The organism is Kitasatospora sp. NPDC087315 (assembly GCF_044744345.1).
Lineage (GTDB): Bacteria > Actinomycetota > Actinomycetes > Streptomycetales > Streptomycetaceae > Kitasatospora.
In genome coordinates, this window is sequence record NZ_JBIUYD010000011.1 from 180,344 (window position 1) to 206,757 (window position 26,414).

The window sequence follows — 26,414 nt, forward strand, 5'->3', positions numbered from 1 at the left end:
AGGCTCCACCGCCTTTCTCAGCCCACGCTCTTTCCCAGAAGCTCCGCGAACCTGTCGGCCAGGCCGTGCTGCTTCCGTTCGTTTCGCAGCACGAGCAGCGTCGTCGGCTCCAGGTCGGGAGCCGGCAGGTAGCGGATGTCCGGCCGCGGGACGTACCTCGTGCTCGCTTCGCACAGCAGAAGACCGAGACGTGTGCTGGCCACGGTCGAGAGCCCCTCCTGGATCGTCCCCGCGGTCGCCGGGTAGGTCAGCTCATGCCCGCTTCGCGTCTTCCTCGGCGCGTTCACCTGGCGCCAGTAGTCGGGCGCGGGGCCGAGCGGCTCGATCAGGCCCAGCTCGGACAGCTCGTGGGCGGAGACCTGTGACCCGCGAGCCAGCCGGTGTGTGCTGGAGAGGGCGACGTACATCGGCTGCCGCGAGAACTCCAGCATGCTGCGGAGGCCTTTCTCGCGGCAGGGTGAAAGAACGATGGCCACATCGATCTCTCCCCGGAGCAGGTGTGTGAACGGGTCTCCCCAGGCGAGCTCGACGAGTTGCGCGGCGCCCTCGGGGAGGTTCGCGATCACCTTGGCGACCGGCTCGTACACCGCGCACTGGAAACCCACCCGGATGGGGCGGTCCGCCGCGACGGCGCTGGCGCGGGCGGCGTCGAAACCCTCGCGAAGCCGGTCGAAGGCCGGGACGACCTGATCCGCCAATTCCCGCCCCAGGGTGGTCGGCTCGACGCGACGGCTGGTGCGTTCGAACAGCGGGGCGCCCACCCGGCTTTCCAGGCGCTTTATCAGCTGGGAGACCCGCCCCTGGGAAATGCCGAGCGTTTCGGCGGTGCGGCCGAAATGAAGATGGTGGACCAGGACGGAAAAGCACTCAAGTTCCCGTAGCGGAAGCTCCGGGATCGGTAGCGATGGGTTTATGTGATCCACCTCCACAGTCTACGTCGACGCCTTACCGCGCTCTGCTCGCATGCGTCCCGGGTCCGTTCCGGTGTTACGGCCGATCTCTCTCATGTTCTTCCCTTTGCGGGTGAACTCCGGTCTTTCCTCAAGGGCCGCCGAACCAGCGCGGGGTGTCGAGCCGGAACGGGTTGCCGGGGGCGAGCGTGCGCAGACCGGACTCCAGGGCGCGCAGTTGCTCCTCGCCGAGCATGTCGGCCCACTCGGCGCGCAGTTCGTCGAAGATCCGCGCCGAACGGACCAGGCAGTCGACGCCGCGCGCGGTCAGCCGGACCACCTTGCGCCGGGCGTCGCCGGGGTCGGAGCCGCGCTCGACGTAGCCGAGCTGTTCGAGCTGTTCGACGGTCTTTCCGGCGGCCTGCTTGGAGACGCCGAGCCGGCGGCCGAGTTCGACGGCGGTGGTGCCGTCCGGGCCGATCGCCTGGAAGACGAAGCCGTGCATCGGCCGCAGGTCGGGGTGGCCCTCGCGGGCGATCCGCTCGTGCAGCTCATCGATGATCATCCGGAACGCGAGCAGCAGGCGCAGTGGCAGCTCGAAGCCCGGGGGAGCGGGTTCGCTTGACATTGATAGACAACCTCATTGACCATATAGACAACTCGATTGTCCATCTTAGGGGGCACCCGCATGTCTGTCGTCCGCCGCACCGAAACCCGCCGCACCGAGACCCCCAACGGGGTGATGACCACCTTCGCCTCGCCCACCCAGGGCGGCACCGGCCTGTCGATGTGGCACGTCGAGATGGCCCCGGGCCGCCAGGGCCCGCTGCACGCCGCCGACGCCGAGCAGATCTGGACCTTCCTGACCGGCGGCGCCACCGTCGACCTCGCCGGTGACGTGCTCACCGTCGGTCCCGGCGACACCCTCGTCCTGCCCGCCGGTCTGGCCCGCCGGGTGGCCACCGACACCGGCTTCACCGCCGTCGCGGTCGCCCCGGCGCCGTGCCGCGTCTACAACCCGGACCGGGTGACCCCGGAGCACGCCTGCGAGCTGGCGCCGAAGGCCGCCGAGCGGATCGTTCCGCCGTGGATGGCCTGAACCGTCGTGGTCGGACGGGCGGTTCGCCCAGCCGGTCGCGACGGTCCGGGTGGCGGTTCAGATCGCTGGTCGGCCGCCGGTGTCGATGACCGTCGTGCCGGCCGCGATGCCCGAAGGTGCGGCGGCGTTCAACGTGGAATCACCCAGCCCGGTGTCCAGGTCCCGGCGGCGTCGTGGCCGGCCGCTGCGGCGGCGAGGTGGGCGCGGAGGGTGGCCAGCGCCGGGTGGGGGTTGTCGCGGTGCCAGAGGAGCGAGTGGGGGTAGACGGGCGTCGGGTCGGTCACCGGGATGCGGCGCAGGCCGTGGTCGGCGGGCCAGATGAGGCGGGTGTGCTCGCCCATGAAGGTGGCCAGGGCCGGGGTGTCGGCGATGGTGTCCAGGAGTGCGTCGGAGCCGAAGTTGGGGCCGGTCGCCTCGATGGTGAGGCCGAACTCGGCGACGAGGTCGTCGTAGTAGGCGGTCCACTCGGTACCGGGGACGATGCCGGGCATCCAGATCCGGTGCCCGGCGAGCTGGGCGAGGGGTACCGACCGGGCGCCCGCCAGCGCGTGGGCGGGGCCGGTGAGGAGCTGGAGCGGTTCGTCGAGGACCCGGACGGACTCGATGTCCGGGGGAAGGGGCCGGCCGGGTGCGGCGACGGCGCGGAAGGACGCGTCGATCGCACCGGACCGGATGGCGGCGACGGCCGTCTCGATGTCGAACAGCATCACCACGTCGAGCTCGATGTCGGGGTGCGCGCGGTGGAAGCCGCGCATCAGGCCCGACTGCGCGCTGCGCGAGGCGATCACGTCGACGCGCAGTGGACGGTGGCCGGTGCGTACGGACGTGGCCGCGCGCTCGGCGACGCGTAGCAGCTCGCGCGCGTGGGGCAGGAACGCCTGCCCGTCGATGGTGAGTTCGGCGCCGCGCGCGGTGCGGGTGAACAGCCGAACGCCGAGGTTGCGCTCCAGCGCGGCGATGCGCTTGGAGACGGCCTGCTGGGTGACCGCCAGCTCGGCGGCGGCCTCCTGGAACTGCCCCGCGTCGGCGGCGGCGACGAAGGTCCGGACGGTGTCGAGGTCCATGCTGACACCCTATGGGTACAACCGCTGGTTGTGGCCAGGCGGTCCTGTGGTTGTTTGATCCCCGGGTGTGGTGCTCGCTTTGATGCTTCCGATCGCGGATCGGTTGTGCGGGTGAGTGGCGAGAGGGCGGCAGGCATGAGGAGCGGGCACCGGTTGGGACATCTGTGGGGACATCTGCTCGGACACCGGCTGGGGCGGCGGTTCGGGTGGCTCTGGGGAGCGTACGGGACCAGCGCGCTCGGCACGTGGCTCGCCTTCGGCGCGTTCCCGCTGATCGCCATCCAGGTGCTGCACGCCGGACCGGCCGAGGTCGCCGCGCTCTCCTCCGTGGGGGCCGCGGCGGGCGCGGCCGTGGCGGTGCCGCTCGGCCCGTGGGTGGAGTTCCGCCGCAAACGGCCGGTGCTGATCGCGATGGACCTGGTGCGGTTCGCGGCGCTGCTGACGATCCCCGCCGCGTTCGCGCTCGGCGCGCTCACCTTCCTTCAGCTCCTGCTGGTCTCGGTCGTCGTCGCGGCGGCCGACATCGCCTTCCGCGCCGCCTCCGGCGCTTACCTGAAGACGCTGCTGCCGGCCGAGGACCTGCTCGTCGCCAACGCCCGATTCGAGTCCACGGCCTGGACGACCACGATCATCGGACCACCACTGGGCGGCGCCGCGATCGGGCTCCTCGGTCCGGTGGCGACGGTGGTGGCCGACGCGGCCAGCTACCTGCTCTCGGCCCTGGGCATCCGCGCGATGGGCGGGCACGAGCCCCGGCCCGAGCGCCGGGAGGCCGCGCGCATGCGGGCCGGGGACCTGCTCGACGGCTGGCGGTACATCCTCGCCGACGCGACGCTGCGCCCGCTGTTCTTCAACACCGCCCTGTTCAACGGCCTGGTGATGGCCACCCAGCCGCTGCTGGCCGTCCTGATGCTCGACCGACTCGGCTTCGCACCGTGGCAGTACGGCCTGGCCTTCGCCGCGCCCTCGATCGGCGGGCTGCTCGGCTCACGGCTGGCCCGGCGGCTCGTCACCCGGTTCGGGCAGCACCAGGTCCTGGTCGTGGTCGGGACGCTGCGCGCGATCTGGCCCGTCGGCCTGGCCTTCATCGGGCCGGGCACCGGAGGGCTGCTGCTGGTGATGGGCGTCGAGCTCGGGCTCATCTTCTGCTGCGGGGTCTTCAACCCCGTCCACGCCACCTACCGTCTCCAGCGCACCGCGACCGACCGGGTCGCCCGCACGCTGTCCGCCTGGGCGGTGACGGCCAAGGCCTCGACCGCGCTCCTGACGGTCCTCTGGGGCGTGCTGGGCGCCCTGCTCGGCCTTCGTACGGCCATCGGCCTGGCCGGCGTGCTCCTGCTGGCGACTCCGCTGCTGCTTCCTCGCCGCGCGGCAGCGGATCTCTCCGAGCCGGAGCCGGCGCCGGCGCCGAGCCGCGCCTGACGGGCCGCCGGGGCGCAGTAGCAGACTGCTTGCCGGAAGACCTCGGGGCCGGTCCGGGGTGGCTACCTGAGCCGGTGGCGCAGCCAGGCAAGCCCGTGGCCGCTCAGCGCGTCCCACTGCCGGCCGGGGGTCTCGACGGCGCGCAGGGTCCGCATTCCGGTGAGGATCGTGCCGAAGGCGGTCACGGCCCAGGGGGAGGCCTCATGCCACATGGGCACGCCGTCGGCCCATTGCTCGGCTTCCTCGGGCGTGTGTCCGGCCTCGATCAGCCGGATGACCATGTACGCCGTGTCGACCCAGGCGGCGCCGGGGGCGGGGAACGCCCAGTCGACGACGTGTACGGAGTCGCCGTCCACCAGGAGGTTGGGGCCGGTCAGGTCGGTGTGCACCAGGGTCCTGCCGTCGACCAGACCGGGTGCTTCCCGTTCGGCCAGGATCAGCCTCTCCAGCCGTTCCATGGTCCACGGGTCGAGCCGGTCGCGGTGCCGGCCGCCGAGCTTGTGCCAGAAGTCCTGATCGGACCACCTCTTGGCCAGGCTGAACGTCCGCAGGGGAGAGGCCGGGGTCAGCGTCTCGGCGAGCGTTTCCAGCGTCCGGGCGACCATCGGCAGGTCGGCCGACCCCGGTGAGAGGTCTGCGTGCCTGCCGGGAACGCACTCGAATCCGAGGGCCAGCCATCCGCCGGCCTCGACCTTCCACAGCATGCGGGGGGCGATGCCTGGGGGGAGGGCGGTGTTCACGACCGACTCACGCCGGTGCATCCATGCCAGGGGGTTGTCGTCCCGGACGGCCTTGCAGAACACCTGCCCGCCGGTCGTCTCCAGTGTGGCGGCGAAGTCGGACACGGTTCCGGCTGTTGGCGGTACGGCGCAAGTCACCGTGCCGGTCTGCCCTTCGATGCTCGCGCGCAACTCGTCCGGCAGGTCGTTCCAGGTGTAACCCATCGTCGGGTCCTTCGGGGTCGGGCCCGCCCCGCTCCGGGCCGGAGCGGGCCAGGTGATCAGTTCCTAGCTGCTGTGGCAACCGCGGTGACACTGCGAGCAGTTGCCGCTCCCGCTGGTGTCGCTGCCGTCGCCGCCGCTGCCCTCGGAGCAGTCGGCGGGCATGGTCCACAGCTCGGTATCCACGGCGTACCCGCTGGCCTCGATGATGGCTGCGGTGGCAGCGATGCCCATGCCCTTGGCCGAGTCGTCGGGGCCGTCGGTCGGCGCGTGGTGGAGGAACCGCCCGGCCACCGACCGGCAGAACTCGGTGTAGTCGAGGGTGTGGAGGATGAACGTGTGCCATCCGATGTCCACCAGGCCCGAGGGGGACAGCCCGGCGTCCGGGTTGGCCGCGCAGGCCCCGAGAAAGGCCAGGGCCTGCTCCATGACGCGCTCGGCGAGCGCCTGGTCCATCTCCTCGTCTTCGACGATCCGGGCGACCAGGCGCCCGAACAACGCCGGGTCCACCAGGGACCGACCGGTGATCCGTTCCGTGCTGATCGAAGTCACGCGGACTCTCCTAGCTCTGGTTCTGGACCAACCCGCTTGTGCGGGTGGGGTTTTCACAACCCGACTCATGCGGCCGGCTCGCCCGTCGGGGCGGTTCGCCGCAGGCGGGAACCTGTGGGCGGTCCCGAATGTCACTCATTCGGCACCGTCCGGGTTCAGGCACTTCCCCGACTCGGCATGGCGTCGGCGCAGTACCCGTACGTCCGTCAGCGCCGAGTGATTGCACCCTTCCGGGTCCTGAAGGGCTTCCTGCGCCATGTCGTCCAGCCGCAGGCACGTTGGGCACACGTCGGCGTCCGGGGCGGGCTGCCTCAGCCCGATCTCACGAAGCGACATGACCGACCGCCTTCCGGCTCTGCTTCCGGTCGGCAGTGCTGACCCTTCCGGGGTACGGACCAGCCGCCCACTGCTGTGAATTGGTGGTCATGGCTCAACTCCCGCGCCGATCGACGTCATCGGTCAGCACGTTAAGCGCACGAGAATTGCTGACGGGGCGCGTGATTCTCGAATATTCCAGTGCTCACGGTCGAGGCGCGTGAGGATTCTCAGCAGGCTCCGAGTGCCCTACGGCACCGGGTAATGACCTTGTGGGCATCCGCGCCGTAGACGGCTGCGCCGGCCAACGTCTCCCACACCCGCAGGTACAGCGCCACGTTGTCCTGTTGGTCCAACCACAGCTCTGCGTGCCAGTCCTCGACAATGACGAGCCGTTCGTCATGAATCCAAAATCCGTTGGCAGGAGGCAACTTGAGCGAAGCTTCGAACGGCACAATGCCCAGGGAGACGGTGTCCAGCCCGATCACGCCGCTGAGCCGGTCAAGTTGCGCGACCATCACGGCCGGTGGGCAGACCAGAGCGCGCAGCGCGGACTCCCACATGATGATGCGGTACTGCTTGCCCGGCTGGTACAAGCTCTCCTGCCGTCGGACCCGGGCCCGTACGGCGTCCTCGACATCGCGCGGCGACTGGTGGAGGTCGACGTACGCGCTGAAGATGTGCCGGGCGTAGTCGGGTGTCTGGAGCATGCCGACGATCATGGAACTTTGCCACGCGCGCAGGACAGCCGAACGGTCGTTCTCGGCGGTCAGCGTGTCCTGCACCGGCTTGTGCCCGGCGGCCAACTGCCGCCGCCAGGAGCGGGACCCTGACTCGAAGGCTCGCAGCCTGGCAGCCAACTCGGCTGCCACGTGGGGTTGTCCGACGCCCTCGGCCCAGGCCTTGAGGTCGTCGTGGGTGGCCGTCTGCCGACCGGTCTCCAGCTTGCTGACCTTGGACTGCGTCCAGTCCAGACGCTCGGCCAGTTGCCGACCTGTGAGATCGCCCTCGGCACGCAGCTCGCGGAGCCGCAGACCGAGGGCGATTCTGGCTTGCTGGAAGTCGGTGCTCACATGCCGGACGGTACCTCAGCGCCGAACTCGCGGTGCGGAGTGGCGAAGTGCCGGGTAGCGTCCCGCATATTCTCCCGGCACAACCGAAAGTCCCCGCCCGGCCCGGTGAAGGGCCAGACGGGGCAGAGGGCGCCACAACCGGGGAGCTCACAGGTCGACGGTCACCACCGGCGGGCCGTCCTCGTTGCGGAGGCGACGCCGGGAGCACCGCGGGCGATGGTTTCGAGTGGTTCGAGCTGCTGCGTCCGCGACAGATTCGTTGATGCACCTCTGAGGTGTCGGGACCGCCGGGTCCGCACCTGGCGTTGACCTTTGAGGCAGGATAGGGCCATGAGCGTAGTCAAGATCAATGTACTGGCCGTCCCCGCCGAGCAGCGCGAGGTGCTGGAGAAGCGGTTCGCCTCGCGGGCCGGTGCGGTGGAGAGCTCCGACGGCTTCGAGTGGTTCGAGCTCCTCCGCCCGGTTGAAGGCACTGACAACTACCTCGTCTACACGCGGTGGCGCGACGAGGAGTCGTTCCAGGCCTGGATGGAGGGCCCGATGAAGGCGGCGCACCAGGGCACCGGGGAGGGGGGCGAGCGGCCCAAGCCCGCAGCCTCCGGCTCTACCGTCTGGTCCTTCGATGTCGTCCAGCAGGCTGGGCCCAAGAGCGCCTAGCCGGCTCATGAAGATCTTGTCGAGGGGCTGTCCGGCGGTAGGCCGGGCGGCCCCTTCGGCTGTGCGGTGGCCGGGGTGAGGTGCCGGGCGTCGCTGGTGCGGGTGAGTTCGGGATCGATCGGCGTTCGCGGGTTGAGGGCGGCGGCCCGGCCCATCGTGTCCGGTCCGCCGCCCTTCACCTCCGGCTGTCCTTTCACCGGCCGATCGCGGCCACGAAGTGCCGCTGTTCGTCGAGGTAACCCGGGCTGAAGAGCGAGCGCGGTGCGGCGATCGCGAGGAAGGTGCTTCTGAGCTCCGAGTCCTCGATCGCCTCGGGGACGATGTTGTGGGTCGCGTCGGGGTGGCGCTTGACCTGGAGCTGGCCGGGGGTGGTGAGGATCCGGCGGTAGTGGGCCTCGGCGTCGTCGCTGTCGACGTTGACGTCGCGCCCGCCGAGGATCAGGAGGACCGGTACCCGGACCGCGGAGAGGTCCTCGGTGACGTCCGAGGTGTGGTTGCGGCGGTTGAACTCCCACCGGTCGGGGGTGAGGCCGGTGACGTCGCCGCCGGCGGCCTGGTACTGCTCGAAGGTCCGGCCGGTTCGCAGCGCGTCGAGGGTCCGGTCGCTCCTGGCGATCGCCGCCTCGGTCTCGGCCGGGGTGGCGTGTCGCTTCTTGAGCTCGGCGAGCAGGTTGTAGCGGCCTTGCTGAAGCCAGTTGACGGCGGGTGCGACGGCGATGACGAACTTGACGTCGGCGGACTGCCGCGCGGCCTTGGGCATCACCCAGCCGGCCTGGCTGGCGCCCCAGAGGCCGATCCTGGTGGGGTCGATGCCGGGCTGGGTCTTGGCCCAGCCGATGGCCGCGACGGTCTCGTCGGCCCGGTCCTGCATGCTCTGGTCCAGCCAGTTGCCGGGGGCGCCGTTGACGCCGGGCTTGTCCCAGGACAGCGAGGCGTAGCCGGCCTTGGCCATCGCCTCCCACATCGGTCGGTAGAAGGTGTCGTGGGTGGCGTTCTGCGCACCGTCGCCGTGCACGAAGACGACCAGGCCGACCGGGCCGTGGCCGCCGGTCGGGCGGGCGAGGACGCCGTTCAGTGGCTGCCTGCCGCCGGTGATCGTGACCCGCTCCTCCTTCAGGTCGTACTCGTTCTGGTACACGACCCAGCCGCCCGCGCCGAGCAGCAGGACCACCACGGTCAGCAGCGAACCCCAGAGCCACCAGCGTCTGCGCATCCTGCCGGCCACCAATCTATCAATCTCTGAACGACCGTATTCGATTCGATCGTACTATGATGATGACCATGCTGGAGATTCCGACCCGGGTGCTGGTGGAGGCGATGGTCCGCGCGGACGGGACCGTGGACTGCGGTGAGCTGTACGCCGTCGCGGGCCTGCTCGGCATGACCGATCAGCAGGTCCGCCTGACGATCAACCGGCTCGCCGCCGACGGACGGTTCGTCCAGGAGGGGCGCGGGCGGCGGGCCGTCCTGCGGGCCACCGTCGAAACCCGGCGCACGATCGAGCCGACCGCCGGATACATCGCGCTGATGTACGCGCAGGACCGCGGCGAGGCCCCCTGGGACGGGATCTGGCACCTGGCCGGCTTCGCCGTCCCCGAACACGCCCGCCCCGCCCGGGACGCACTGCGCGAGGCGATCACCGGGCTGGGCGGCGCCCCGGTCCAGAACGGGCTGTACGTGTCGCCGCACGCCTGGGAGGAGCCGCTCAGGGCCGAGGCCGCCGCCCTTGGCGTCCTCGGCAACCTCACCCTCCTCACCAGCCGGGACCTGCACACCGGTGACGCCGACGACCCGCGCGCGCTCGCCCGGCGGTGGTGGCCGCTGGCGGAACTCGCCGAGGGACACGAGCGGCTCGGCGCCCTGGCCGCCGACCGGCTCGCCAGGCTGGCCGCCCACCCGTCCGACACCGAGCAGCTCACCATCGCCATCGAACTCGCCGCCGCGTTCACCGAGGCCCTGGAACCGGACCCGCTCCTGCCCCCCGAACTCCTGCCGCAGCCCTGGCCGGGCACTGCGGCCCGTGCCCTCGTCGCCCGCTGCTGGGCGCTGCTGCTGGCCGACCGCCGGCCGGGCGCACCGCGCCTGTTCGACGTCTACGCCGACGTCGTCGAGGCGGTCACGGCCTGAGGCAAAACCAGCCCGCATGCGGCCTTCCGCCGCAGGTCGCGGTGCATCTGGCGGGGTAGGGCCCGAAGTGTTTCCGGAGCGGCCGTTCTCAGCCAGGCAGTTCGCGCGCTGCATCTCGATGTAGGTCGGGGTGCAGTAGGCCATGCCGAGCGCGTCATCGCCGTGTTCGTCGTCCGGTGTTGTGGCAAACTCGTGGGCCTCGTCGAACTTGGCCCGGCGGCCAGGGCCCGGATAGGCGGGGTAGCGCTGGGTGACCGTTGGGCGGCGCGGGCAAGTCCGACAGCCTGTTGTGTCTTGCGGCGGGCCGCAGTCTGATTGCCGAAACCCAATTGCGTCCGGGTGAATGATGAGTGGCATGGTCACCGAGGAACGTGCCGTCAAGCTGGTTGAGGCCCTGCTGTCGAAAAGCGCCAGGAGGCGCTGGCCAAGTACGGGAAGTCGCCGGAAGTTGTCGTCCTCAGCGTGGAGGAACACGCCCTGGGATGGCTGGTCGGCTGGCAGTCGGTGGAGTACATCCGTAGCCGCGAGCCATTGAACATGCTGATAGGGAATGGCCCCTACCTGGTGGACCGGCAGGACGGGAGCATCCACCACATCCCCGTCGTCACGTTCGTGGTCGAGGACTGGGAGGAGCTCTACCTCTGGCAGGTCAAGGGCGTCAGGCCACCAGAACCTTTGATGGCCACCGTCCGGGCACCTCTGCAGGCTCACGGAACCGTGACCGCAATGCGCCACCTGCGTAAGCACGCCCCGGCCCTTGGACTGTCGGAGGCAAAGGAGTACGTCATGGCGATGCTCGATGGAGGAGACCCTCCGGAGGAACTGATGGACCTCACTCGCACCCCTGACGTGTGCTCGCCGCTGCGCATCGAGACGCTTGCCGGACCACCGCAGCAGTAGCCCACCTACCGTGGCGCGGCCCTGGATTCGTTCGGGGGCGCGCTGTTTTGTGTTGCGCCAGGGGGTTTGTTCGCGCGCCGTCTGTTCGGGTGATCCGGAGAGGGGATTATCTGGTTCCGGCGCTGGTGTTCGTCTGCCGCGTCTACGGTGATTCTTGCGGCCAATGGTGGTGTCATACCTAGCTGTTGGCGCACGTAGTCTGATGAATGGTGCCGAAAGATGGTCCCTGGCGGTGCGAATACCCCGGGGCCCGGCGCCGACAGGTACGCCAGCAGGGCGAGGGGTCAAGCGGCTTGGGTCCGGTCCAGGGTGGCAGTGCCCGGTTGCGCGAGCCACACCAGTCTCGCGGTGATGCCCGGCTGCCCGGTGAACAGGTGCACGGCACGTTCGGGCGACGCGAGGGTCAACCGCGTTCGCCCGTCGACGCCGACCACGTACGTCGGCCCGTCGCCGTTGGCGAGCCCCCAGGCCACGACCCATCCGTCGGTGCCCTCGCGGCTGTCGTCGTACACCTGGACGACGGCGAACAGTTGGGGCGCGGTGTCGAGCACGAGCCCGCACAGCTCCTGGTCGAAGGGCACAGGCGTCGCCCACAGGCGGGTGGCCGGGCGGGGGTTTTGCGAGGGCGCGGCGGTCATGGAAGTCTCCTACGTGAAAGGGAGTTGGGCGCCGCGCCGCCGCTACTGCGGGCAGCGACCGGCCCTGACGCAGGATCAAAGTGGCCAGTGGGTAGCATGCAGTCCACCTTCCTTGGGGAATTCATAGCACCACCACTCCAAAGGGTGAACGGCGCCGGCCATGGCGAGCGAGGGAAGGAAACAGCGGATGCCGCCCAGCAAGGTTCCGCCGAGTATCCGGCAGCGGCGACTCGGCGCGGAGTTGCGCCGGCTGCGCGAGCGGGCAGGCCTGTCGGTCACGCGCGCCGGGGAGTTGCACGGCGCCACGCAGTCCCGGATCAGCAACATCGAGTCAGGGGGATACCCGGTGAGCGCGGACCGGGTGCGGGCCCTGTCACGCCTCTACGGCTGTTCGGACGATGCCCTGATCGATGCGCTGACCCACATGACCGGCGGCCGCACCCGGGGCTGGTGGGAGGAGTACCGCGAGATCCTCCCGTCCGGAGCCCTCGACCTGGCCGAACTCGAACACCATGCGCAGTCGCTGAGGATCGCCTCCGCGATTCACATCCCTGGACTCCTCCAGACCCCGGAACACGCTCGCGCGCTCTTCCGGGACGTGGTCCCGCCCCTGTCGCCACCCGAAGTGGAACACCTCGTCTCCCATCGCATCAAGCGACAGGCAGTGCTCTACGGCGAGCGGCCGATTCCGCTGTTGGCCATCGTCCACGAGGCCGCCTTGCGGATGGGCTTCGGCGGTCCAGAGGTTGCCCGTGATCAGCTGGAACACCTCCTGACCACAAGCGAGTACCCTCACATCGACCTGCGGGTGATCCCGTTCGGCACCGGTAGTTATCCCAGCTCCGGCGCCGGCATCGTGTACTTCAATGCCGCGGTGACACGATTGGACAGTGTCCAGGTCGACGGGGACAGGTCGGAGTTCATCGACACCGAGCCACAGCTGATCAAGTATCGGGCTGTCATGGATCGGCTGGAGATGGATGCGCTCAAGCCGGACGCCTCCCGCGACCTCATCCGCCGTATCGGCCAGAGCATCTGAGAGGGGAACGACCATGACCGTTCACAACTGGCAGAAGTCCTCGTACAGCGGCGACGCGGCGAACTGCATCTATGTCGCCGCGACCCCCGACGGCACCATCAAGCTCCGCGAGAGCGACGACCCCGACACCGTCATCACCACCACCCCTGACAACCTCCGGGCCTTCGTACTCGGCTTCAAGGCGGGCGAGTTCGACCACCTGGCAAGGTAATGCGGGCTCTTCTGCCGGACCTGTGGGTGTGATCAGGCGAGTGTGGTGGCGGGGCAGAAGATGATCAGCTCGCTGCTCAGCTCCTCGACGATCGCGTTCGGGACGGCGTCGTAGCGGCGCTGTTTTGTGTTGCGCCAGGATGTTTGTCGGTCCCGCGAGGCACCCCAGGCCGTTGGCTGCTCACCCGGATCGGGTATCAGGCCGCCTGCGGGCGCTTCCGCTGCTGGGGGCTCATGTACTCGACTGTGTCGAGTGTCTCGCCGTCCCCGGGTGTTGATGCCCGGTTGTGCCGCTTCTTCGGTACCGGTCCCTGCCGAGGGAGACGTACCCAGTGCACCCAGTCCGTGGGTGACGCGCCCACCACGTGGTTGTACTGCTTGCCCTCCGCAGGGAACACGGAGATCAACTCGGAGGGATGGGCCCAACCGGCTGCCACGGCGCGTTCGGCGTCGATGTGCTGGAGCAGCCACTGGGGAGCATCCAGCGGGATGGTCGTCTCGTCCATGGCCGCCAGCATGCCAGCTGAGCACAACCTTCAGGTATCGATCGCTAGTTGGGGCCGGTGTTCGAGCAGTCGAACCCGCAACCGGCCAGCTGGCAGCGGCTCCGCTCTGTGGCCCTTCGGGGTGGTGCAGTTGGCCGGTCTGAAGGTTTGACCGGTTGCGGTGTCTGTGACGGCGCGCTGTTTTGTGTTGCGCCAGGGGGGTTGTTCGCGCGCCGTCTGTTCGGGTGATCCGGAGAGGGGATTATCTGGTTCCGGCGCTGGTGTTCGTCTGCCGCGTCTACGGTGATCCTTGCGGCCAACGGTGGTGTCACGCCGACCTGTTGGCGCAATTAATCTGATGATCCGTGCCAAAAGATGGTCCCCGGCGGTGGGCAAACACCCCGGGGCTCGGCACCAGGAGATGAGAGCTCCCTATGCAGATCCATCGTATCCCGAAGCATGCGCCCGGGTACACGATCCTCGACAACGGCCACGTCGTCCGGAAGCACTCGCTCAGCTGGGCGGCCCGTGGGCTGCTGAGTTACCTTCTCAGCCTTCCCGACGGGGCCCGGGAGGACGTGCGGACCCTGGCGGCGAAGAGTGTCGAGGGCCGAACGACCGTAAGCCGTGCGCTCCGTGAGCTTGAGCAGGCCGGCCACTACATCCGGCGGACCGAGCGGGACCCGCTGACGGGACAGGTGCGGACCACGGTGTCCGTCCACGAGGTCCCGGTCACGGGCAAGGCGGTGCACACGGTGCCGCCGCTTCCCGTGTCTCCGGCCGCCGGTCTCCCCGGAGCCGGAACAGCGGTGGCCGGGAAGGCGGGAAACCCCTCCGGGAGGGTAAGGAATCTGATTCGGAGGGAAGTTGAAGGACCTTCCGTCCTTCCGTCCCGGCCGGTCGGCCCGGACGCGGAGCTGTCCGTCGGGAGCCCGGGAAGTCCGAGGGTGCCGAGCCTGCCGCGTCCGACGGAGGGCATGGAGCTGCTGCTCGAACTGGGCCGTTGTGAACCGCGCATGGCGCTCGCGGGCAAGCCGCTGGCGGATCAGGCCGCCCGGGTGGAGGGGCTGCTCGCGGGCGGCTGGAGCCGGGACGCGCTGACGGGCATCCTGTCCGCCCCGCTCCCGGAGAAGATCACCCGAAGTGTCGGCGCCGTCCTGGCAGCCCGGCTGACGAAGGTGCCCCCGTTCCCGCCCGCCCACCGGCCGGCACCGTCCGAGGCTGCTCCGGCGCCTCGCCAGGCGTCTCCCGAGTGCCAGGGCGACGACGGCCTGTGCCGTCGGCCGGTCCCGAGCGCGGACCGACTGTGCTCGGAGTGCCGTCCGCAATAGCACACCGGACGGTCCAGGCTCTCCGAACGCACGCGCAGGGCGTACTCTCCGACTAGACGTGACACCGTCGGGGAGCAACCATGAGCGAACTGCCAGCGGAACTGACGACAGGCGAGCGGATTCGGTTCCACCGCGAACGGGTGGGTCTGACTCGCGCCGTCCTCTCTGGCCTCGTGGGTCGGTCTGAGGACTGGCTGAAGAAGATCGAGCTGGGAGAGCGGAACCTCAGCAACGTCACCATGTTGGTGCGGCTGGCGCAGGTGCTTCGCCTTGACGATGTAGGCGTGCTCACCGGAACGCCGGGCGCTGTCCCCGTGGGATCGTGGGGGAAGCTCTCGCACGCTTCCGTGCCGGCGCTGCGGGAGGCGGTTCACGCGAGCATCTACCGTCGTCCGACCGACCTGCCCACGACCACGGAGGAACTGGCCGGACGTGTCCGTCAGACGTGGGCTGTTTGGCATACATCTCCCCACCAGCGCACTGAGGTTGGCGCGCTGCTTCCCGAACTGATCACGGCTTGTCACGCGTTGGTGAGGGGGCGTGAGGGGACCGAGCGGCGACACGCGTACCGCGTAATGGCGGAGACGTACGCACTCGCACAGCAGTACGCCGCGCACACGACGGAGCCGGAGCTGTACTGGCTGACCGTCGACCGCGCGCGCATGGCTGCAGAGGAGGCTGACGAGCCGGTGATGCTGGCCATAGCTGCGTGGATCGTCGGGAACGGGCTGCGCGACTCCGGGCATGCTGACGAGGCTCTGCGGCTGGTGACTGACGCGGCGGACTCCCTTCGTCCGATGCTGGAGAACGGCCCGTCGCTGCTGCGGGGTACGTTTGGCTCGCTCTGCCTCCACGCGGCCGTCACGAGCGCGAAGGAAGGTCGCGAGGGTGATGCGTGGCGATGGTGGGATGAGGCCGACCGCACTGCTCGACAACTAGCCGACTACGCACACCCGTTCACGATGTTTGGTGCCGGGAACGTGGCGGTGCACGGGGTCACGCTGGGTGTCGAGCTGCGGACGCCAGGGGCGGCGCTCCGTCGGCTGACGGATGTGCAGCCAGAAGCCATCCCATCGACCGAGCGACGGAGCCGACTGTTCGTCGACGCGGCACGGAGTGAGTATGCGCGACGGGAGCCCGCCGGCGCGTTGCACTACATCCGGCGCGCATTCGACACGAGCCCGGAGGCGGTGCGCTACGTCCCGCCAGCACGGGCACTCGTGGTTGAACTTACCCGCACCGCATCAGGCCCCCTTCGGGGGGAGGCGGTTGCTCTCGCGGAAGCCGTGGGAGTGGCTGCCTGAAGATCATTAATGAGGGGCCCCGCTCTGGGGCCGTTCCCTTCCCCAAGAGCCCGTAGCGTCGACTGACGTTACGGGCTCTTGGCATGAGGGAGTACTGATGGCATTGGAGACGCGGCGGCACGGCAACCCGGTCAGGCCAATTCCCAAGCGGCAGAGCGGTATAGCGCCGAAGTCCTGGGTGCCGTTGGACGACTACCTGAACGCCCGGCGTCCCAGCGCCTTCGACAGCACTGCCGAGGCGCTGAGCAAGGCTGCTGTCCTCGCGCACTGCGAGTGTGTCAACTGCACTGTGGGAAGGTCGGCGTGAGTGCCTTCCTGCCGGTTCCGCCCGCCGAGCGCCGGGGGCGCGGGCCGTGGCGGTTCCTGGAGTGGACGCTTCAGGCCGATGTCGCGCCGGACCGGCCTCCTGTCCGCCACCGGTTCCGGTGCGCGGGGGAGTGCGAGGACGGTCAGCCGTGCGAGGAGGAGGGGCCGGTCTGCGACGACTTCGCGGAAGCGCAGCGCTGGGCGTACCGGCACCTCAAGGTTCACCAGGATCACCGGAGCTACGAACACGTGGCCGTGACACCGTGGTTGATGGTGCCGGCGGAGGAACCCAGCCTGTGAGCATTCCGAAGAAGGCCGGAGCCGGCCGCCTGCCGAGGTCGGATTCCGGATGCGCCGAGTGCGCACGTCTCGCACAACAGGAGCGGGACGCCAGCGACGTATACGACTACTCCGCGGGCACCGACGCCCGGGTACGGATGCGCCGTCACCGAGACGAAACACACCGGTGACGGACGACGGCCTGGAGGACTACCGCTCCGCCGCGGAACAGGCCCGGCTCAACACCTACAGCCAGGGCGACACCTTCATCAGCACCCTCCTGGAAGCCGGCGGACACCCCTTGATCGAACGCCTGCTCAAGAACGAAGACTTCCTGCCCACCCTCAGTGAGATCACCAACCCCACCTCCTGGCTGAAGCGCTACGCCCCGGCGATGAACGGGGTGTGAGAACGGCGGCCCCGAGCTTCCGCCAACCCCTGAGGGTAAGGACTTTGGTTCGGAGGGAAGTTGAATTCCCTTCCGTCTTTCCGTCCCGGCCGGTCGGCCCGGACGCGGAGCTGTCCGTCGGGAGCCCGCGGGTGCCGATTCTGTCGCGTTCGACGGAGGGCATGGAGCTGCTGCTCGAACTGGGCCGTTGTGAACCGCGCATGGCGCTCGCGGGCAAGCCGCTGGCGGATCAGGCCGCCCGGGTGGAGGGGCTGCTCGCGGGCGGCTGGAGCCGGGACGCGTTGACGGGCATCCTGTCCGCCCCGCTCCCGGAGAAGATCACCCGAAGTGTCGGCGCCGTCCTGGCAGCCCGGCTGACGAAGGTGCCCCCGTTCCCGCCCGCCCACCGGCCGGCCGAAGCAACTGCCCCCGCTCCGGTGCCTCGCCCATCGAAGCCGGAGTGCGCCGGTCGGGACGGAATGTGCGGTCGATACGTCTCGGCGGTCGGGAAGTTGTGCTCGGCGTGCCGAGACTGAAGAGTGTTTTCCACTCTAGGCTGGCAGCATGGCACTTGACCCTGCGCTCCCGGTGGGACGGCGCATTCAGTACTACCGTGAGCGGGCGGGGAAGTCGCGCCCTGTGTTGGCTGCCCTGCTGGGGCGATCACCGGCATGGCTGAAGCAGATTGAGACCGGAGTCTTACTGCCGCCGCGTCTTCCGATGCTGATGAAGGTCGCCCAGCACCTGGGGATCACCGATCTGTCGGATCTGACCGGCGACGTGTCGATTCCTCGTACGCTTTACTCCGGCATAGAGCACGAGGCATTGGCCTCCGTTCGTCGGGCTGTCGATGGTGCACCGCTCGGTCTGGCCAGCGGGCCTGCGCCGAACCTGGATCACATTGCCGCGCAACTGTCTGCCGCGTGGCGGACGAGGATGACGCGGGGGGATCACCGTTCCGCGCTGGCCGCGCTGCTTCCGCCGCTCGTCTCGGCAGCATCGATCGCGGCGTCACACCCGGGGTGTTCTGACCGTCGGCGCGCTGAGGTGATGTATGCCAGTGCGCTTAATCTGACGCAGATGTACGCCGCGTTCCAGGGGGACGGCAACCTCGTCTGGAGAGTGGCGTCCACTGCGCTCGCCACAGCGCGGGCGTCGGGCGACCCGGGCGCCATCGGCCAGGCCTGCTGGTTCCTGGTGGAGGCGTTCCGGAAGTCGGGGCAGTGGGACAGCGCGCAGGCGATGACGGAGGATGCCCTCCGTCTGCTGGACCCGGTACGAGCCGAATCCCCACACCTGGCGGCAGCCTGGGCTGACATGGCCTTCCACGCCGCCATCACCCACGCCGTCGCGGGAGAGGGCGGCGAAGCGTGGGGGTGGATCGACAGGGCGTCCGCCGTGGCGCAGAGACTCCCGGCCGACTTCTGGAGCGCTCCGACGTCATGCTCTGTTCAGGCTGTTGCGTTCCACTCGGTCACGGTCGCAGTGGAGCTGCGCCAGGCCGGCACAGCACTGCGCTGGGCGCGTCAGCTGCCTGATGAAGAGATCAAGGCAGTCCCCCGGCGGGGACGGCATTTGATTGAGGTAGCGCGGGCACACGCACTTCGCGGGGATGCGGATCAGGTAGTGACCCTGTTGACGAGTGCCGTCGAGGTGGCACCTGAGACGGCCCGGTGGAATGAAGAGGCCCGTTCCATGGTGCGCGGGCTCGTCAACGGCCCACCAGTCGGCCAGGCGCAGGCAGCCGGTCGACGCCTGGCCGACGCCATCGGAGTCGCTGCCTGAAAACAGGGGGTAGAAACTCTGCCTCGCCTCCCCCGGAAGAGCCCGTAGCGTCGACTGACGTTACGGGCTCTTGGCATGAGGGAGTACTGATGGCATCGGAGACGCGGCGGCGCGGCAACCCGGTCAGGCCAATTCCCAAGCGGCAGAGCGGTATAGCGCCGAAGTCCTGGGTGCCGTTGGACGACTACCTGAACGCCCGGCGTCCCAGCGCCTTCGACAGCACTGCCGAGGCGCTGAGCAAGGCTGCTGTCCTCGCGCACTGCGAGTGCGTCAACTGCACTGTGGGAAGGTCGGCGTGAGTGCCTTCCTGCCGGTTCCGCCCGCCGAGCGTCGCGGGGGCCGCAGGCTGTGGCGGTTCCTGGAGTGGACGCTTCAGGCCGATGTCGCGCCGGACCGGCCTCCTGTCCGCCACCGGTTCCGGTGCGCGGGGGGAGTACGAGGACGGTCAGCCGTGCGAGGAGGAGGGATCGGTCTGCGACGACTTCGCGGAAGCGCAGCGCTGGGCGTACCGGCACCTCAAGGTTCACCAGGATCACCGGAGCTACGAACACGTGGCCGTGACACCGTGGTTGATGGTGCCGGCGGAGGAACCCAGCTGATGAGTACTGCGAACAAGGCCGTCGCCAAACGCGTGTCGAACGCGGGCGCCGGGTGCGCCGAGTGCGCACGTCTCGCACAACAGGAGCGGGACGCCAGCGACGTATACGACTACTCCGCGGGCACCGACGCCCGGGTACGGATGCGCCGTCACCGAGACGAAACACACCGGTGACGGACGACGGCCTGGAGGACTACCGCTCCGCCGCGGAACAGGCCCGGCGGGGACTGCGTGACCCCCGCCGGCTCACCGCCGCCTACGCGGTGTCGGTGGCCGGCATCGCCGCGTTCATCGCAGTGCTGCTCATGCCGCGCACAGCCCCCTGACCACCTGACGTACCTACAAGAGAACAGAGTTCATGACCGCCTTCACGCTCCACAACGACGCCGGGGTCGACAGCGGCACCTACGACCGCATCAGCCGACTCCTGGCCAGGTCCGCGCCGCTGGCCGAGCGGCACTCCCGGCTGAGCCTGCCCGACCGGGCGAGCGTCCGCATCGTCTCCACGGAGCAGTTCGTCTCCTTGACGGCCGACCACGGTGAGTACACCATGCGACAGGCCGCCGACGCGTTCCCCGCCGGCTCCGGATCGCGTGACCGGGCGCTCGCCGAGGTCCAGGCGTGCCGGGACGGCTTCGAGCGGGCGGCCGCCCAGAGCTGGCCGATGGTCACGGCCGCCGTTGTCTGCCGGTCCACCGCCGGAGACCCGGAAATGATCACCATGCCCGAAGGGCACGCCGAAAGCCGCGCCACAGACCGCTACCTCACCGGCGCGTTCGCACACGAGTGGACCCACCTCGCCCAGAACAAGGTCTGGCCCGCCATGCCCTACGCCCACATACGAATCGCCCTCCAAGCCGACGCCGACGGCCTCCCACCCGAGCAGCGCCGCACCACCCACCACGTCATCGAAGGCCACGCCCAATGGGTCCAGCGCCAAACGGTCCAGGAACTGTGCGGCGTAGCCACCGCACAGCTCCGGCTGGACGGCGAACCGAAACCCACCAAACGATTCCGCCGCCTCAAAACGCAATCACCCCTGATCAGCATCTACGACCAGGGCGACGCCTTCATCAGCGCCCTCCACGACACCGGCGGACACCCCCTGATCGAACGCCTGCTCAGGAACGAAGACCTCCTGCCCACCCTCGGCGAGATCACCAACCCCACCACCTGGCTGGAACGCTACGCCCCGGCGATGAGCGGGGCGTGAGAACGGCGGCCCCGAACTGCCGCCAACCCCTGGGCCGGTCCGGCCGTCCGTAACCCCACGGAGGACGGCCGGACCATCAACGGTGCCAGTTCGTGGTGACGGAGCAGTCCGGCTGATGAGCGATCCGGAGAGAGCCACCGAGAGCGAGGCGCCGAAGCGACAGGCTGCCGCCGGTTCCGTCCTCTGGTCCCCTTCGGCGCCGTCGTGCATGCCGAACGCGGGTGGCCCTCGGTGGCGTTCGGGCGGCCGGGAACCGGAAGCGGAAGGATCGGTTTCGGCCAGTTGTGTCACGCGCGGATGCATTCGTCCCCGGCTGCGGCATGCTGTCCGCACAAGTTGTCGGTACTGGGACAAGGAGAAGGTCATGCGTCGAATAGCAGCCCTGGGCACCGGAGCGGCGCTGCTCGTGGCGGCGGGAGTGGTGGCGGCGCCGCAGGCGTCGGCGACCTCGTACTGCTTCACGGACCAGGGCACCAACTGGGGCTCGGTGAGCTGCCAGACCACGGCCCCGAAGAACCACTGGCAGCTGGTGCTGGTCTGCGAGAGCAACACCGTCAAGGGGATCCGGCAGACGGTCACGGGCCTCTGGCACACCGGGGACGGGAGCGACAAGCTCTACTGTCCGAACGGTTACAGCGCGGCCCTCACCAACGTCAACAACGACAACTGACGCTACTGGCAGGGGTGTCGGCCCTCATCGCGCGATGGCGGGCCGGCCCCGGCCTCGGCCGGCCGCAGTACGCGCGTGCTTCTCCCTCCTCCTCGGGTGGGAGGCCCGGATACGGCGGGGGGACGACACAAGTTCACACTCTGAGGCGACGTCAGACGTGCTCCCGCGGATCTACCGTGCTCGGCATGACCAGACTCCGACGTACCGCCGTTGCCGTCCTGCTCGCGCTCGCTCTGCCGTTGCCGATCGCCGGGGCGGGTTCGGCCTTCGCCGCGCCCGCGCCCGCGCCCGCGTCCGCCGCGCCCGTTGCCGACACCGCTGCCGCGGGCCCGTCCGCCGGGCGGCTCGATCTGCCCCGCCCGACCGGCCGGCACGCGGTCGGCCGCAGCACGCTGCACCTCGTCGACCGGAACCGCCAGGACCCGTGGGTGCCGTCCGCGGGCCCGCGGCAGCTGATGGTGTCGATGTACTACCCGGCCAGGCCGGGGACGGGTGGGCCCGCCACGCCCTACCTGACCGCGGAGGAGGCCCGGCTGCTGCTCGGCGACCAGGTGCCGGGCGAGGGCATTCCGCCCGAGGTGGTCACCGGCCTGCACCCGTGGGCGCGCACGGACGCGCGTCCGGCGTCGGGCAGGTTCCCGCTGGTGGTCCTCTCGCCCGGGTTCACGCTGCCGCGCGCCACGCTCACCGGCCTCGCCGAGGACCTGGCCAGCCGCGGGTACGTCGTCGCCGCGGTCGACCACACCTACGAGACCTCCGGGACGACGTTCCCCGACGGCCGGACCCTCGCCTGCGCCATCTGCGACTACCCGGAGACGGACCGGACCGCGCTGGTGCCCCCGAGCCGGGCCAAGGACGTCTCCTTCGTGCTCGACCAGCTGACCGGCCGCCGGCCGGCCTGGCCGTACGCCCGCATGATCGACCGGGACCGGATCGGTATGGCCGGGCACTCCATCGGCGGCAACGCCGCCGCCTCCGCGATGACCGCCGACCGCCGGATCCGCGCGGGCGTGAACATGGACGGCAAGTTCTTCGACCCGGTGCCGTCGGCCGGGCTCGGTGGCCGCCCCTTCCTGATGCTCGGCACCCAGGCCGTCCACAGCACGACGGGCTGGGACACCAGCTGGCCCGAGGCCTGGACGCGCCTGGACGGCTGGAAGCGCTGGCTGACCGTCACCGGTTCCGACCACAGCAGCTTCACCGACTCGCCCGTCATCGCGGCGCGGGCGGGCTTTCCCGACCCCGAAGGGACGACGATCGCCCCGCTGCGGGCCGAGAAGGTCACCCGTGACCTTGTCGCCGCCTTCTTCGACCTTCAGCTGAAGGGCATTCCGCAGCGCCTGCTCGACGGCCCCTCGGCGGCGTACCCGGAGGTCGTCTTCCAGCGGCCCTGACACCAGCCCCGCCCCGGCCCACGCCCCGGCCCCGACTCCGACGCCAGTCCCGGCCCTGACACCGATCCGGCGCCACCGGCCCACCGGCCCCGCCCGGCCGGTGGCGCCGGGTTCAGGCCGGTCCGCCGCTCCCGGACGGCGGCGGAACCCGGTCCGCCGGCTCCTCCGGCGGGCGGAAGGCCGCCGGGGCGGCGAAGGCGGCGCGGCGGGTGGCCCGGCGGAGGGCGCGCAGCAGGGGGGTGCCCAGGGAGAGGCAGAGGACGACGGTGAGGGCGGCGCGGGGGAGGTCCCAGCCGAGCGAGGTGGTGAGGCAGTAGGCGGCGAAGCGGACCAGGTTGGCGGAGAGCGGGTCGCCGGGGACGAAGGAGATGGAGCCGGAGAGGCCGGCGATGTAGGGCCAGCCCTGGAGGTTCATGACCGTGCCGTAGAGCAGGGAGGCGACCGCCCCGTAGCCGGCGAGCAGGGCGAGTTCGCGGCGGCCGCGCAGGGTGGCCGCGCCGGGCAGCAGGCCCGCGCCGAGGCAGACCCAGCCCATGGCGAGCATCTGGAACGGCAGCCAGGGGCCGACCCCGCCGGTCAGCAGCGCCGAGGCGAACATCGACAGGGAGCCGAGGACGAAGCCGAAGCCCGGGCCGAGCACCCGTCCGGAGAGGACCATCAGGAAGAACATCGGCTCCAGCCCGGCGGTGCCCGCGCCGAGCGGCCGCAGCGCCGCGCCGGCCGCGGCGAGCACACCGAGCAGGGCGACGGACTTGGCGTCCAGGCCGGGTGCGCCGCCGCCCGCCGTACGGCCCTCGGAGATCTGGGCGATCACCACGGCGAGCAGCAGCGGGAGGAGCAGGGCGAACAGCCAGGGGGCGTCGGTGGCGTGGCCGACCAGGGCGGACCGGGCCGAGGCGAGCAGCGGCCAGCCGAAGGCGACCACGCCGACGGCGGAGGTGAGCAGCAGGACGGCGACGGAGCGGCGGCCGAGCGGGACGGGGCGGTTCATGCCGGTGCGCCCCCGGCGAGGGCCCGCTCGACCTGGTGGACGGTGAGCCAGGGAGAGGACGCGAGGATCTTGGCGACCTGCGGGGCGAAGGCGGGGGAGGAGACCACCACATCGGGCGTCGGGCCGTCCGCGACGATCTCGCCGTCGGCCAGGACGGCCGTGCGGTGGGCGAGTTCGGCGGCCAGCTCGACGTCGTGGGTGGCCAGCAGGACGGCGTGCCCCTCGGCGGCGAGGGCGCGCAGGATCTCCACCAGACGGGTCTTGGCGGCGTAGTCCAGGCCGCGGGTCGGCTCGTCGAGCAGCAGCAGCGGGGGCCGCGCGGTGAGGACGACGGCGAGGGCGAGGGTGAGCCGCTGGCCCTCGGAGAGGTCGCGCGGGTGGGCGGTGTCGGCGATCCCGGGCAGCAGCCGTTCGACCAGCGCCCGGCAGGTGCCGGGGTCGGCGCCCGCGTCGGTGTCGGCGGCGGCGCACTCGGCGGCGACGCTCTCCCCGTACAGCAGGTCGCGCGGGTCCTGCGGGACGAGGCCGACCTGCCGGATCAGCTCGGCGGGCCGGGTGCGGTGAGGGGTGCGGCCGCCGACCCGGACGGTGCCGGAGGCGGGTGGGTGCAGGCCGACCAGTGTGCCGAGCAGGGTGGACTTGCCGGCGCCGTTGCGGCCCATCAGCGCCGTGATCTCGCCGGGGTGCAGGGCGAGGTCGACCCCGCGCAGGGCCGGGACGGGCCCGCGCTTCACCGCGAGGCGCTCGGCCACGGCGGCGGGGGGCCCGGCGGGGGAGGGCGCGGCGGCGGGCCGCCGGCCGTCCAGCCGGGTGCGCAGCGGAGCGGCCCTGCGGCGGGCGTCGCGGACGGAGAGCGGCAGCGGGTGCCAGCCCGCCAGCCGGCCGAGGCCGACGACCGGCGGGTGGACGGGCGAGTGCGCCATCACCTCGGCCGGCTCGCCCAGGACGGGCGCCGAGCCGGGGGTGAGCAGCAGCACCTGGTCGGCGTACTGGACCACCCGCTCCAGCCGGTGCTCGGCCATCAGCACGGTGGTGCCGAGGTCGTGGACGAGCCGCTGCAGGACGGCCAGCACCTCCTCGGCGGCGCCGGGGTCGAGGGCGGAGGTGGGTTCGTCCAGGACGAGTACGCGCGGGTGGACGGTGAGCACCGAGCCGATGGCGACACGCTGCTGCTGGCCGCCGGAGAGCGAGGTGAGCGCCCGGTCGCGGAGTTCGGCCAGGCCGAGCAGGTCGAGGGTCTCCTCGACGCGGCGCCGCATCACGTCCGTCGGCAGGCCCAGGGACTCCATGCCGTAGGCGAGTTCGTCCTCGACCGTGTCGGTGACGAAGTGCGCCTGCGGGTCCTGGCCCACCGTGCCGACCAGGTCGGCGAGTTCGCGCGGGCGGTGGGTGCGGGTGTCGCGCCCGCCGACGGTGACCCGGCCGTGCAGCACGCCGCCGGTGAAGTGCGGCACCAGCCCGCTGACGGTGCCCAGCAGGGTGGACTTGCCGGAGCCGGACGGGCCCACCAGCAGGCAGAGTTCGCCCTCGGGGACGGTCAGGTCGACGCCGTCGAGCGCGGGGGCGGCGGTGTCGGCGTACTGGACGGAGACCTGCTCGAAGGTGATCACGAGGCCCTCCGGGGCGGGGTCGGGGTGGCGAACGCCGGTATCAGGCCGACGAGGACGGCGAGCACGGCGGCCAGCGGCAGCGCGGGGGCGGTCGGCGGGACGACGGTGGGGGCGAACGCGGCCGGGTCGCGGGTGGACAGCCAGATCAGCGAGCCGGCCACGGCGGCTCCCGAGCCGGCCGTCAGCCACTCGGGCAGTGACCACGGGTCCGGTCGGTAGCGGGTCCTGACGGAGCGTCGGCTGCCGAGCAGCAGTCCGGCGAAGGCGGCGGCCAGGCCCAGCAGCAGGACGGGCAGCGCCCAGCCGGTGCCGTCGGCGGTCAGCAGCCCGTACGCGGCGAGGCAGATGCCGAGCAGTCCGGCCAGGGTGAGGGCGGCGGTGGCCCGGGCGAGGCGCGGCGGGACGTCGGCGCTGCGGCCGAAGCCCCGGGTGTCCATCGCGGCGGCCAGCGCCACCGAGCGCTCCAGCGCGCCCTCCAGGACGGGCAGTCCGACGCTCAGCACGGCGGCGATGCCCCGGTCGGTGCGCCCGCGCAGCCGGCGGGCGGCGCGCAGCCGCTGGACGTCGGCGACCAGGTTGGGCGCGAAGGTCATCGCCACCACGACCGCCACGCCCGCCTCGTAGAGCGCGCCGGGCAGGGCGCGCAGCAGACGGGCCGGGCTGGCCAGGGCGTTGGCGGCGCCGACGCAGACCAGCAGGGTGGCCAGCCGCAGGCCGTCGTAGACCGCGGCGAGCAGCCCCTCGACGGTGACCCGGCCGCCGATCCGCACGCCCTGGGCCCAGGCGGGCAGCGGGACTTCGGGGAGGGTGAACAGGACGTGCGTCCCGGGGACGGGTGAGCCGAGCAGCACGGCGAAGACCAGGCGGATGCCGAGCACGATCAACCCGAGCCGCAGGAAGGCGCCGTAGGAGCGGGACCAGGGCGCGTCACCGCGCCGGGCGGCCACCACGTAGCCGGCGACGGCGGCGAGCAGGAGCAGCAGTACCGGGTTGGTGGTGCGGGTGGCCGCCGCGCCCAGCCCGAGCGCCCACAACCACCAGGCCCCGGGGTGCAGTTGGCGGGGGCCGGTGGGCGGTCGGGTGGCGCGGGCTGTGGTCACGGGAGGTCCAGGGGGAGGCGGCGGTGCGGAGGG

Annotated in this window: 33 protein-coding genes and 2 pseudogenes; 22 read left to right on the top strand and 13 right to left on the bottom strand. The window is 70.7% G+C overall.

Going from position 1 to position 26,414, the window contains the following annotated elements; translation table 11 throughout:
* Window positions 1-17: 17 nt before the first annotated feature.
* Entirely contained in the window at window positions 18-923 is a 906-nt protein-coding gene (locus ACIO5D_RS18065) for a LysR family transcriptional regulator (RefSeq protein WP_400652213.1), read from the bottom strand.
* Between the two features lie 118 nt (window positions 924-1,041).
* Window positions 1,042-1,518, bottom strand: coding sequence for a MarR family winged helix-turn-helix transcriptional regulator (locus ACIO5D_RS18070; protein WP_400652216.1), 477 nt, complete (start codon window positions 1,516-1,518; stop codon window positions 1,042-1,044).
* 60 nt (window positions 1,519-1,578) lie between these two features.
* Here ACIO5D_RS18070 and ACIO5D_RS18075 point away from each other — a divergent pair, with 60 nt between their 5' ends.
* Entirely contained in the window at window positions 1,579-1,989 is a 411-nt protein-coding gene (locus ACIO5D_RS18075; protein WP_400796228.1) for a cupin domain-containing protein, read from the top strand.
* A 128-nt stretch (window positions 1,990-2,117) separates the two neighbouring features.
* On the opposite strand, the gene ACIO5D_RS18080 is transcribed toward ACIO5D_RS18075, so the two are convergent.
* Window positions 2,118-3,053 (bottom strand): LysR family transcriptional regulator, encoded by a 936-nt coding sequence (locus ACIO5D_RS18080; RefSeq protein WP_363607050.1) that lies wholly within the window; start codon window positions 3,051-3,053, stop codon window positions 2,118-2,120.
* Between the two features lie 135 nt (window positions 3,054-3,188).
* Here ACIO5D_RS18080 and ACIO5D_RS18085 point away from each other — a divergent pair, with 135 nt between their 5' ends.
* Window positions 3,189-4,475: an MFS transporter gene (locus ACIO5D_RS18085; protein WP_400796231.1), complete on the top strand. Its 1,287-nt coding sequence runs from the start codon at window positions 3,189-3,191 to the stop codon at window positions 4,473-4,475.
* A gap of 62 nt (window positions 4,476-4,537) precedes the next feature.
* On the opposite strand, the gene ACIO5D_RS18090 is transcribed toward ACIO5D_RS18085, so the two are convergent.
* The 3 genes from ACIO5D_RS18090 to ACIO5D_RS18100 form a co-directional block, all read right to left on the bottom strand.
* Window positions 4,538-5,419, bottom strand: coding sequence for a phosphotransferase (locus ACIO5D_RS18090; protein WP_400796234.1), 882 nt, complete (start codon window positions 5,417-5,419; stop codon window positions 4,538-4,540).
* A gap of 63 nt (window positions 5,420-5,482) precedes the next feature.
* The gene (locus ACIO5D_RS18095) at window positions 5,483-5,968 is read right to left on the bottom strand and encodes a glycine-rich domain-containing protein (protein WP_400652225.1); all 486 of its coding nucleotides are present in this window, start codon (window positions 5,966-5,968) and stop codon (window positions 5,483-5,485) included.
* A 545-nt stretch (window positions 5,969-6,513) separates the two neighbouring features.
* Window positions 6,514-7,356 (bottom strand): helix-turn-helix transcriptional regulator, encoded by an 843-nt coding sequence (locus ACIO5D_RS18100; protein WP_363607047.1) that lies wholly within the window; start codon window positions 7,354-7,356, stop codon window positions 6,514-6,516.
* Between the two features lie 330 nt (window positions 7,357-7,686).
* Here ACIO5D_RS18100 and ACIO5D_RS18105 point away from each other — a divergent pair, with 330 nt between their 5' ends.
* Window positions 7,687-8,013 carry an antibiotic biosynthesis monooxygenase gene (locus ACIO5D_RS18105; RefSeq protein WP_363607045.1) on the top strand — a complete coding sequence of 109 codons (327 nt, stop codon included), beginning with the start codon at window positions 7,687-7,689 and terminating at the stop codon, window positions 8,011-8,013.
* Between the two features lie 5 nt (window positions 8,014-8,018).
* On the opposite strand, the gene ACIO5D_RS18110 is transcribed toward ACIO5D_RS18105, so the two are convergent.
* Together ACIO5D_RS18110 and ACIO5D_RS18115 are read right to left on the bottom strand one after the other, a co-directional pair.
* Window positions 8,019-8,210 carry a hypothetical protein gene (locus tag ACIO5D_RS18110; RefSeq protein ID WP_400758999.1) on the bottom strand — a complete coding sequence of 64 codons (192 nt, stop codon included), beginning with the start codon at window positions 8,208-8,210 and terminating at the stop codon, window positions 8,019-8,021.
* Window positions 8,207-9,226, bottom strand: a complete 1,020-nt coding sequence (locus ACIO5D_RS18115; RefSeq protein ID WP_400796237.1) for an alpha/beta hydrolase family protein — start codon at window positions 9,224-9,226, stop codon at window positions 8,207-8,209. Before ACIO5D_RS18115 ends, ACIO5D_RS18110 begins: the two co-directional genes overlap by 4 nt.
* 68 nt (window positions 9,227-9,294) lie before the next feature.
* Between ACIO5D_RS18115 and ACIO5D_RS18120 the strand changes: the two genes are divergently transcribed.
* Entirely contained in the window at window positions 9,295-10,140 is an 846-nt protein-coding gene (locus tag ACIO5D_RS18120) for a PaaX family transcriptional regulator C-terminal domain-containing protein (RefSeq protein WP_400796240.1), read from the top strand.
* A 408-nt stretch (window positions 10,141-10,548) separates the two neighbouring features.
* A pseudogene (locus ACIO5D_RS18125) lies at window positions 10,549-11,040 on the top strand (YrhB domain-containing protein); the annotation flags it as partial.
* A 284-nt stretch (window positions 11,041-11,324) separates the two neighbouring features.
* Here ACIO5D_RS18125 and ACIO5D_RS18130 read toward each other — a convergent pair.
* Window positions 11,325-11,678, bottom strand: a complete 354-nt coding sequence (locus ACIO5D_RS18130; protein ID WP_400796242.1) for a hypothetical protein — start codon at window positions 11,676-11,678, stop codon at window positions 11,325-11,327.
* A 187-nt stretch (window positions 11,679-11,865) separates the two neighbouring features.
* On the opposite strand from ACIO5D_RS18130, the gene ACIO5D_RS18135 reads away from it, so the two are divergent.
* Window positions 11,866-12,717 carry a helix-turn-helix domain-containing protein gene (locus tag ACIO5D_RS18135; RefSeq protein ID WP_400796244.1) on the top strand — a complete coding sequence of 284 codons (852 nt, stop codon included), beginning with the start codon at window positions 11,866-11,868 and terminating at the stop codon, window positions 12,715-12,717.
* Window positions 12,718-12,730: 13 nt separating this feature from the next.
* Complete coding sequence (locus ACIO5D_RS18140) at window positions 12,731-12,928, top strand: DUF397 domain-containing protein (protein WP_400796246.1); 198 nt, start codon at window positions 12,731-12,733, stop codon at window positions 12,926-12,928.
* Window positions 12,929-13,124: 196 nt separating this feature from the next.
* On the opposite strand, the gene ACIO5D_RS18145 is transcribed toward ACIO5D_RS18140, so the two are convergent.
* Window positions 13,125-13,433: a hypothetical protein gene (locus ACIO5D_RS18145; protein ID WP_363607032.1), complete on the bottom strand. Its 309-nt coding sequence runs from the start codon at window positions 13,431-13,433 to the stop codon at window positions 13,125-13,127.
* Window positions 13,434-13,846: 413 nt separating this feature from the next.
* Between ACIO5D_RS18145 and ACIO5D_RS18150 the strand changes: the two are divergent.
* From ACIO5D_RS18150 to ACIO5D_RS18220, 15 genes and pseudogenes are all read left to right on the top strand, one after another.
* A pseudogene (locus ACIO5D_RS18150) lies at window positions 13,847-14,059 on the top strand (helix-turn-helix domain-containing protein); the annotation flags it as partial.
* A 300-nt stretch (window positions 14,060-14,359) separates the two neighbouring features.
* A complete protein-coding gene (locus ACIO5D_RS18155) occupies window positions 14,360-14,743 on the top strand; it encodes a hypothetical protein (protein WP_400796382.1) in 384 nt (127 codons plus the stop codon).
* Between the two features lie 80 nt (window positions 14,744-14,823).
* Window positions 14,824-16,047, top strand: a complete 1,224-nt coding sequence (locus tag ACIO5D_RS18160) for a helix-turn-helix domain-containing protein (RefSeq protein ID WP_400796249.1) — start codon at window positions 14,824-14,826, stop codon at window positions 16,045-16,047.
* A gap of 97 nt (window positions 16,048-16,144) precedes the next feature.
* Entirely contained in the window at window positions 16,145-16,354 is a 210-nt protein-coding gene (locus ACIO5D_RS18165; RefSeq protein ID WP_400796251.1) for a hypothetical protein, read from the top strand.
* Window positions 16,351-16,653, top strand: coding sequence for a hypothetical protein (locus tag ACIO5D_RS18170; protein ID WP_400796254.1), 303 nt, complete (start codon window positions 16,351-16,353; stop codon window positions 16,651-16,653). The genes ACIO5D_RS18165 and ACIO5D_RS18170 overlap by 4 nt, the downstream gene beginning before the upstream one ends.
* Window positions 16,654-16,819: 166 nt before the next feature.
* Complete coding sequence (locus tag ACIO5D_RS18175; protein WP_400796256.1) at window positions 16,820-17,041, top strand: hypothetical protein; 222 nt, start codon at window positions 16,820-16,822, stop codon at window positions 17,039-17,041.
* Window positions 17,042-17,172: 131 nt separating this feature from the next.
* Window positions 17,173-17,556, top strand: a complete 384-nt coding sequence (locus ACIO5D_RS18180; RefSeq protein WP_400796259.1) for a hypothetical protein — start codon at window positions 17,173-17,175, stop codon at window positions 17,554-17,556.
* A gap of 28 nt (window positions 17,557-17,584) precedes the next feature.
* Window positions 17,585-18,805, top strand: coding sequence for a helix-turn-helix domain-containing protein (locus tag ACIO5D_RS18185; protein WP_363610103.1), 1,221 nt, complete (start codon window positions 17,585-17,587; stop codon window positions 18,803-18,805).
* A gap of 89 nt (window positions 18,806-18,894) precedes the next feature.
* Window positions 18,895-19,104, top strand: a complete 210-nt coding sequence (locus tag ACIO5D_RS18190) for a hypothetical protein (RefSeq protein ID WP_400796262.1) — start codon at window positions 18,895-18,897, stop codon at window positions 19,102-19,104.
* An 81-nt stretch (window positions 19,105-19,185) separates the two neighbouring features.
* A complete protein-coding gene (locus ACIO5D_RS18195; RefSeq protein ID WP_400796265.1) occupies window positions 19,186-19,404 on the top strand; it encodes a hypothetical protein in 219 nt (72 codons plus the stop codon).
* The gene (locus tag ACIO5D_RS18200; RefSeq protein WP_400652259.1) at window positions 19,404-19,577 is read left to right on the top strand and encodes a hypothetical protein; all 174 of its coding nucleotides are present in this window, start codon (window positions 19,404-19,406) and stop codon (window positions 19,575-19,577) included. The genes ACIO5D_RS18195 and ACIO5D_RS18200 overlap by 1 nt, the downstream gene beginning before the upstream one ends.
* A complete protein-coding gene (locus ACIO5D_RS18205; RefSeq protein WP_363610097.1) occupies window positions 19,574-19,729 on the top strand; it encodes a hypothetical protein in 156 nt (51 codons plus the stop codon). Before ACIO5D_RS18200 ends, ACIO5D_RS18205 begins: the two co-directional genes overlap by 4 nt.
* 32 nt (window positions 19,730-19,761) lie before the next feature.
* Entirely contained in the window at window positions 19,762-20,616 is an 855-nt protein-coding gene (locus ACIO5D_RS18210) for a hypothetical protein (RefSeq protein ID WP_400796268.1), read from the top strand.
* Window positions 20,617-20,980: 364 nt separating this feature from the next.
* A complete protein-coding gene (locus ACIO5D_RS18215; protein WP_400652263.1) occupies window positions 20,981-21,286 on the top strand; it encodes a hypothetical protein in 306 nt (101 codons plus the stop codon).
* 185 nt (window positions 21,287-21,471) lie between these two features.
* On the top strand, window positions 21,472-22,680 hold the full coding sequence (locus ACIO5D_RS18220; RefSeq protein WP_400796271.1) for an alpha/beta hydrolase family protein: 1,209 nt from the start codon (window positions 21,472-21,474) through the stop codon (window positions 22,678-22,680).
* Between the two features lie 112 nt (window positions 22,681-22,792).
* On the opposite strand, the gene ACIO5D_RS18225 is transcribed toward ACIO5D_RS18220, so the two are convergent.
* From ACIO5D_RS18225 to ACIO5D_RS18235, 3 genes are read right to left on the bottom strand one after another with little or no spacing between them, the layout of a single operon-like run.
* Window positions 22,793-23,671, bottom strand: coding sequence for an ECF transporter S component (locus ACIO5D_RS18225; protein ID WP_363610089.1), 879 nt, complete (start codon window positions 23,669-23,671; stop codon window positions 22,793-22,795).
* Complete coding sequence (locus ACIO5D_RS18230) at window positions 23,668-25,281, bottom strand: ABC transporter ATP-binding protein (protein WP_400796274.1); 1,614 nt, start codon at window positions 25,279-25,281, stop codon at window positions 23,668-23,670. The genes ACIO5D_RS18225 and ACIO5D_RS18230 overlap by 4 nt, the downstream gene beginning before the upstream one ends.
* A complete protein-coding gene (locus ACIO5D_RS18235) occupies window positions 25,278-26,381 on the bottom strand; it encodes a CbiQ family ECF transporter T component (RefSeq protein WP_363610085.1) in 1,104 nt (367 codons plus the stop codon). Before ACIO5D_RS18235 ends, ACIO5D_RS18230 begins: the two co-directional genes overlap by 4 nt.
* Window positions 26,382-26,414 lie beyond the last annotated feature (33 nt).

Coding starts and splice junctions, on each gene's coding strand:
- ACIO5D_RS18070 (WP_400652216.1), bottom strand. CDS start 1,518: ATGTCAAGCGAACCCGCTCCCCCGGGCTTCGAGCTGCCACTGCGCCTG.
- ACIO5D_RS18075 (WP_400796228.1), top strand. CDS start 1,579: ATGTCTGTCGTCCGCCGCACCGAAACCCGCCGCACCGAGACCCCCAAC.
- ACIO5D_RS18080 (WP_363607050.1), bottom strand. CDS start 3,053: ATGGACCTCGACACCGTCCGGACCTTCGTCGCCGCCGCCGACGCGGGG.
- ACIO5D_RS18085 (WP_400796231.1), top strand. CDS start 3,189: ATGAGGAGCGGGCACCGGTTGGGACATCTGTGGGGACATCTGCTCGGA.
- ACIO5D_RS18090 (WP_400796234.1), bottom strand. CDS start 5,419: ATGGGTTACACCTGGAACGACCTGCCGGACGAGTTGCGCGCGAGCATC.
- ACIO5D_RS18105 (WP_363607045.1), top strand. CDS start 7,687: ATGAGCGTAGTCAAGATCAATGTACTGGCCGTCCCCGCCGAGCAGCGC.
- ACIO5D_RS18115 (WP_400796237.1), bottom strand. CDS start 9,226: ATGCGCAGACGCTGGTGGCTCTGGGGTTCGCTGCTGACCGTGGTGGTC.
- ACIO5D_RS18120 (WP_400796240.1), top strand. CDS start 9,295: ATGCTGGAGATTCCGACCCGGGTGCTGGTGGAGGCGATGGTCCGCGCG.
- ACIO5D_RS18130 (WP_400796242.1), bottom strand. CDS start 11,678: ATGACCGCCGCGCCCTCGCAAAACCCCCGCCCGGCCACCCGCCTGTGG.
- ACIO5D_RS18135 (WP_400796244.1), top strand. CDS start 11,866: ATGCCGCCCAGCAAGGTTCCGCCGAGTATCCGGCAGCGGCGACTCGGC.
- ACIO5D_RS18140 (WP_400796246.1), top strand. CDS start 12,731: ATGACCGTTCACAACTGGCAGAAGTCCTCGTACAGCGGCGACGCGGCG.
- ACIO5D_RS18145 (WP_363607032.1), bottom strand. CDS start 13,433: ATGGACGAGACGACCATCCCGCTGGATGCTCCCCAGTGGCTGCTCCAG.
- ACIO5D_RS18160 (WP_400796249.1), top strand. CDS start 14,824: ATGAGCGAACTGCCAGCGGAACTGACGACAGGCGAGCGGATTCGGTTC.
- ACIO5D_RS18165 (WP_400796251.1), top strand. CDS start 16,145: ATGGCATTGGAGACGCGGCGGCACGGCAACCCGGTCAGGCCAATTCCC.
- ACIO5D_RS18185 (WP_363610103.1), top strand. CDS start 17,585: ATGGCACTTGACCCTGCGCTCCCGGTGGGACGGCGCATTCAGTACTAC.
- ACIO5D_RS18190 (WP_400796262.1), top strand. CDS start 18,895: ATGGCATCGGAGACGCGGCGGCGCGGCAACCCGGTCAGGCCAATTCCC.
- ACIO5D_RS18195 (WP_400796265.1), top strand. CDS start 19,186: ATGTCGCGCCGGACCGGCCTCCTGTCCGCCACCGGTTCCGGTGCGCGG.
- ACIO5D_RS18200 (WP_400652259.1), top strand. CDS start 19,404: ATGAGTACTGCGAACAAGGCCGTCGCCAAACGCGTGTCGAACGCGGGC.
- ACIO5D_RS18210 (WP_400796268.1), top strand. CDS start 19,762: ATGACCGCCTTCACGCTCCACAACGACGCCGGGGTCGACAGCGGCACC.
- ACIO5D_RS18215 (WP_400652263.1), top strand. CDS start 20,981: ATGCGTCGAATAGCAGCCCTGGGCACCGGAGCGGCGCTGCTCGTGGCG.
- ACIO5D_RS18220 (WP_400796271.1), top strand. CDS start 21,472: ATGACCAGACTCCGACGTACCGCCGTTGCCGTCCTGCTCGCGCTCGCT.
- ACIO5D_RS18225 (WP_363610089.1), bottom strand. CDS start 23,671: ATGAACCGCCCCGTCCCGCTCGGCCGCCGCTCCGTCGCCGTCCTGCTG.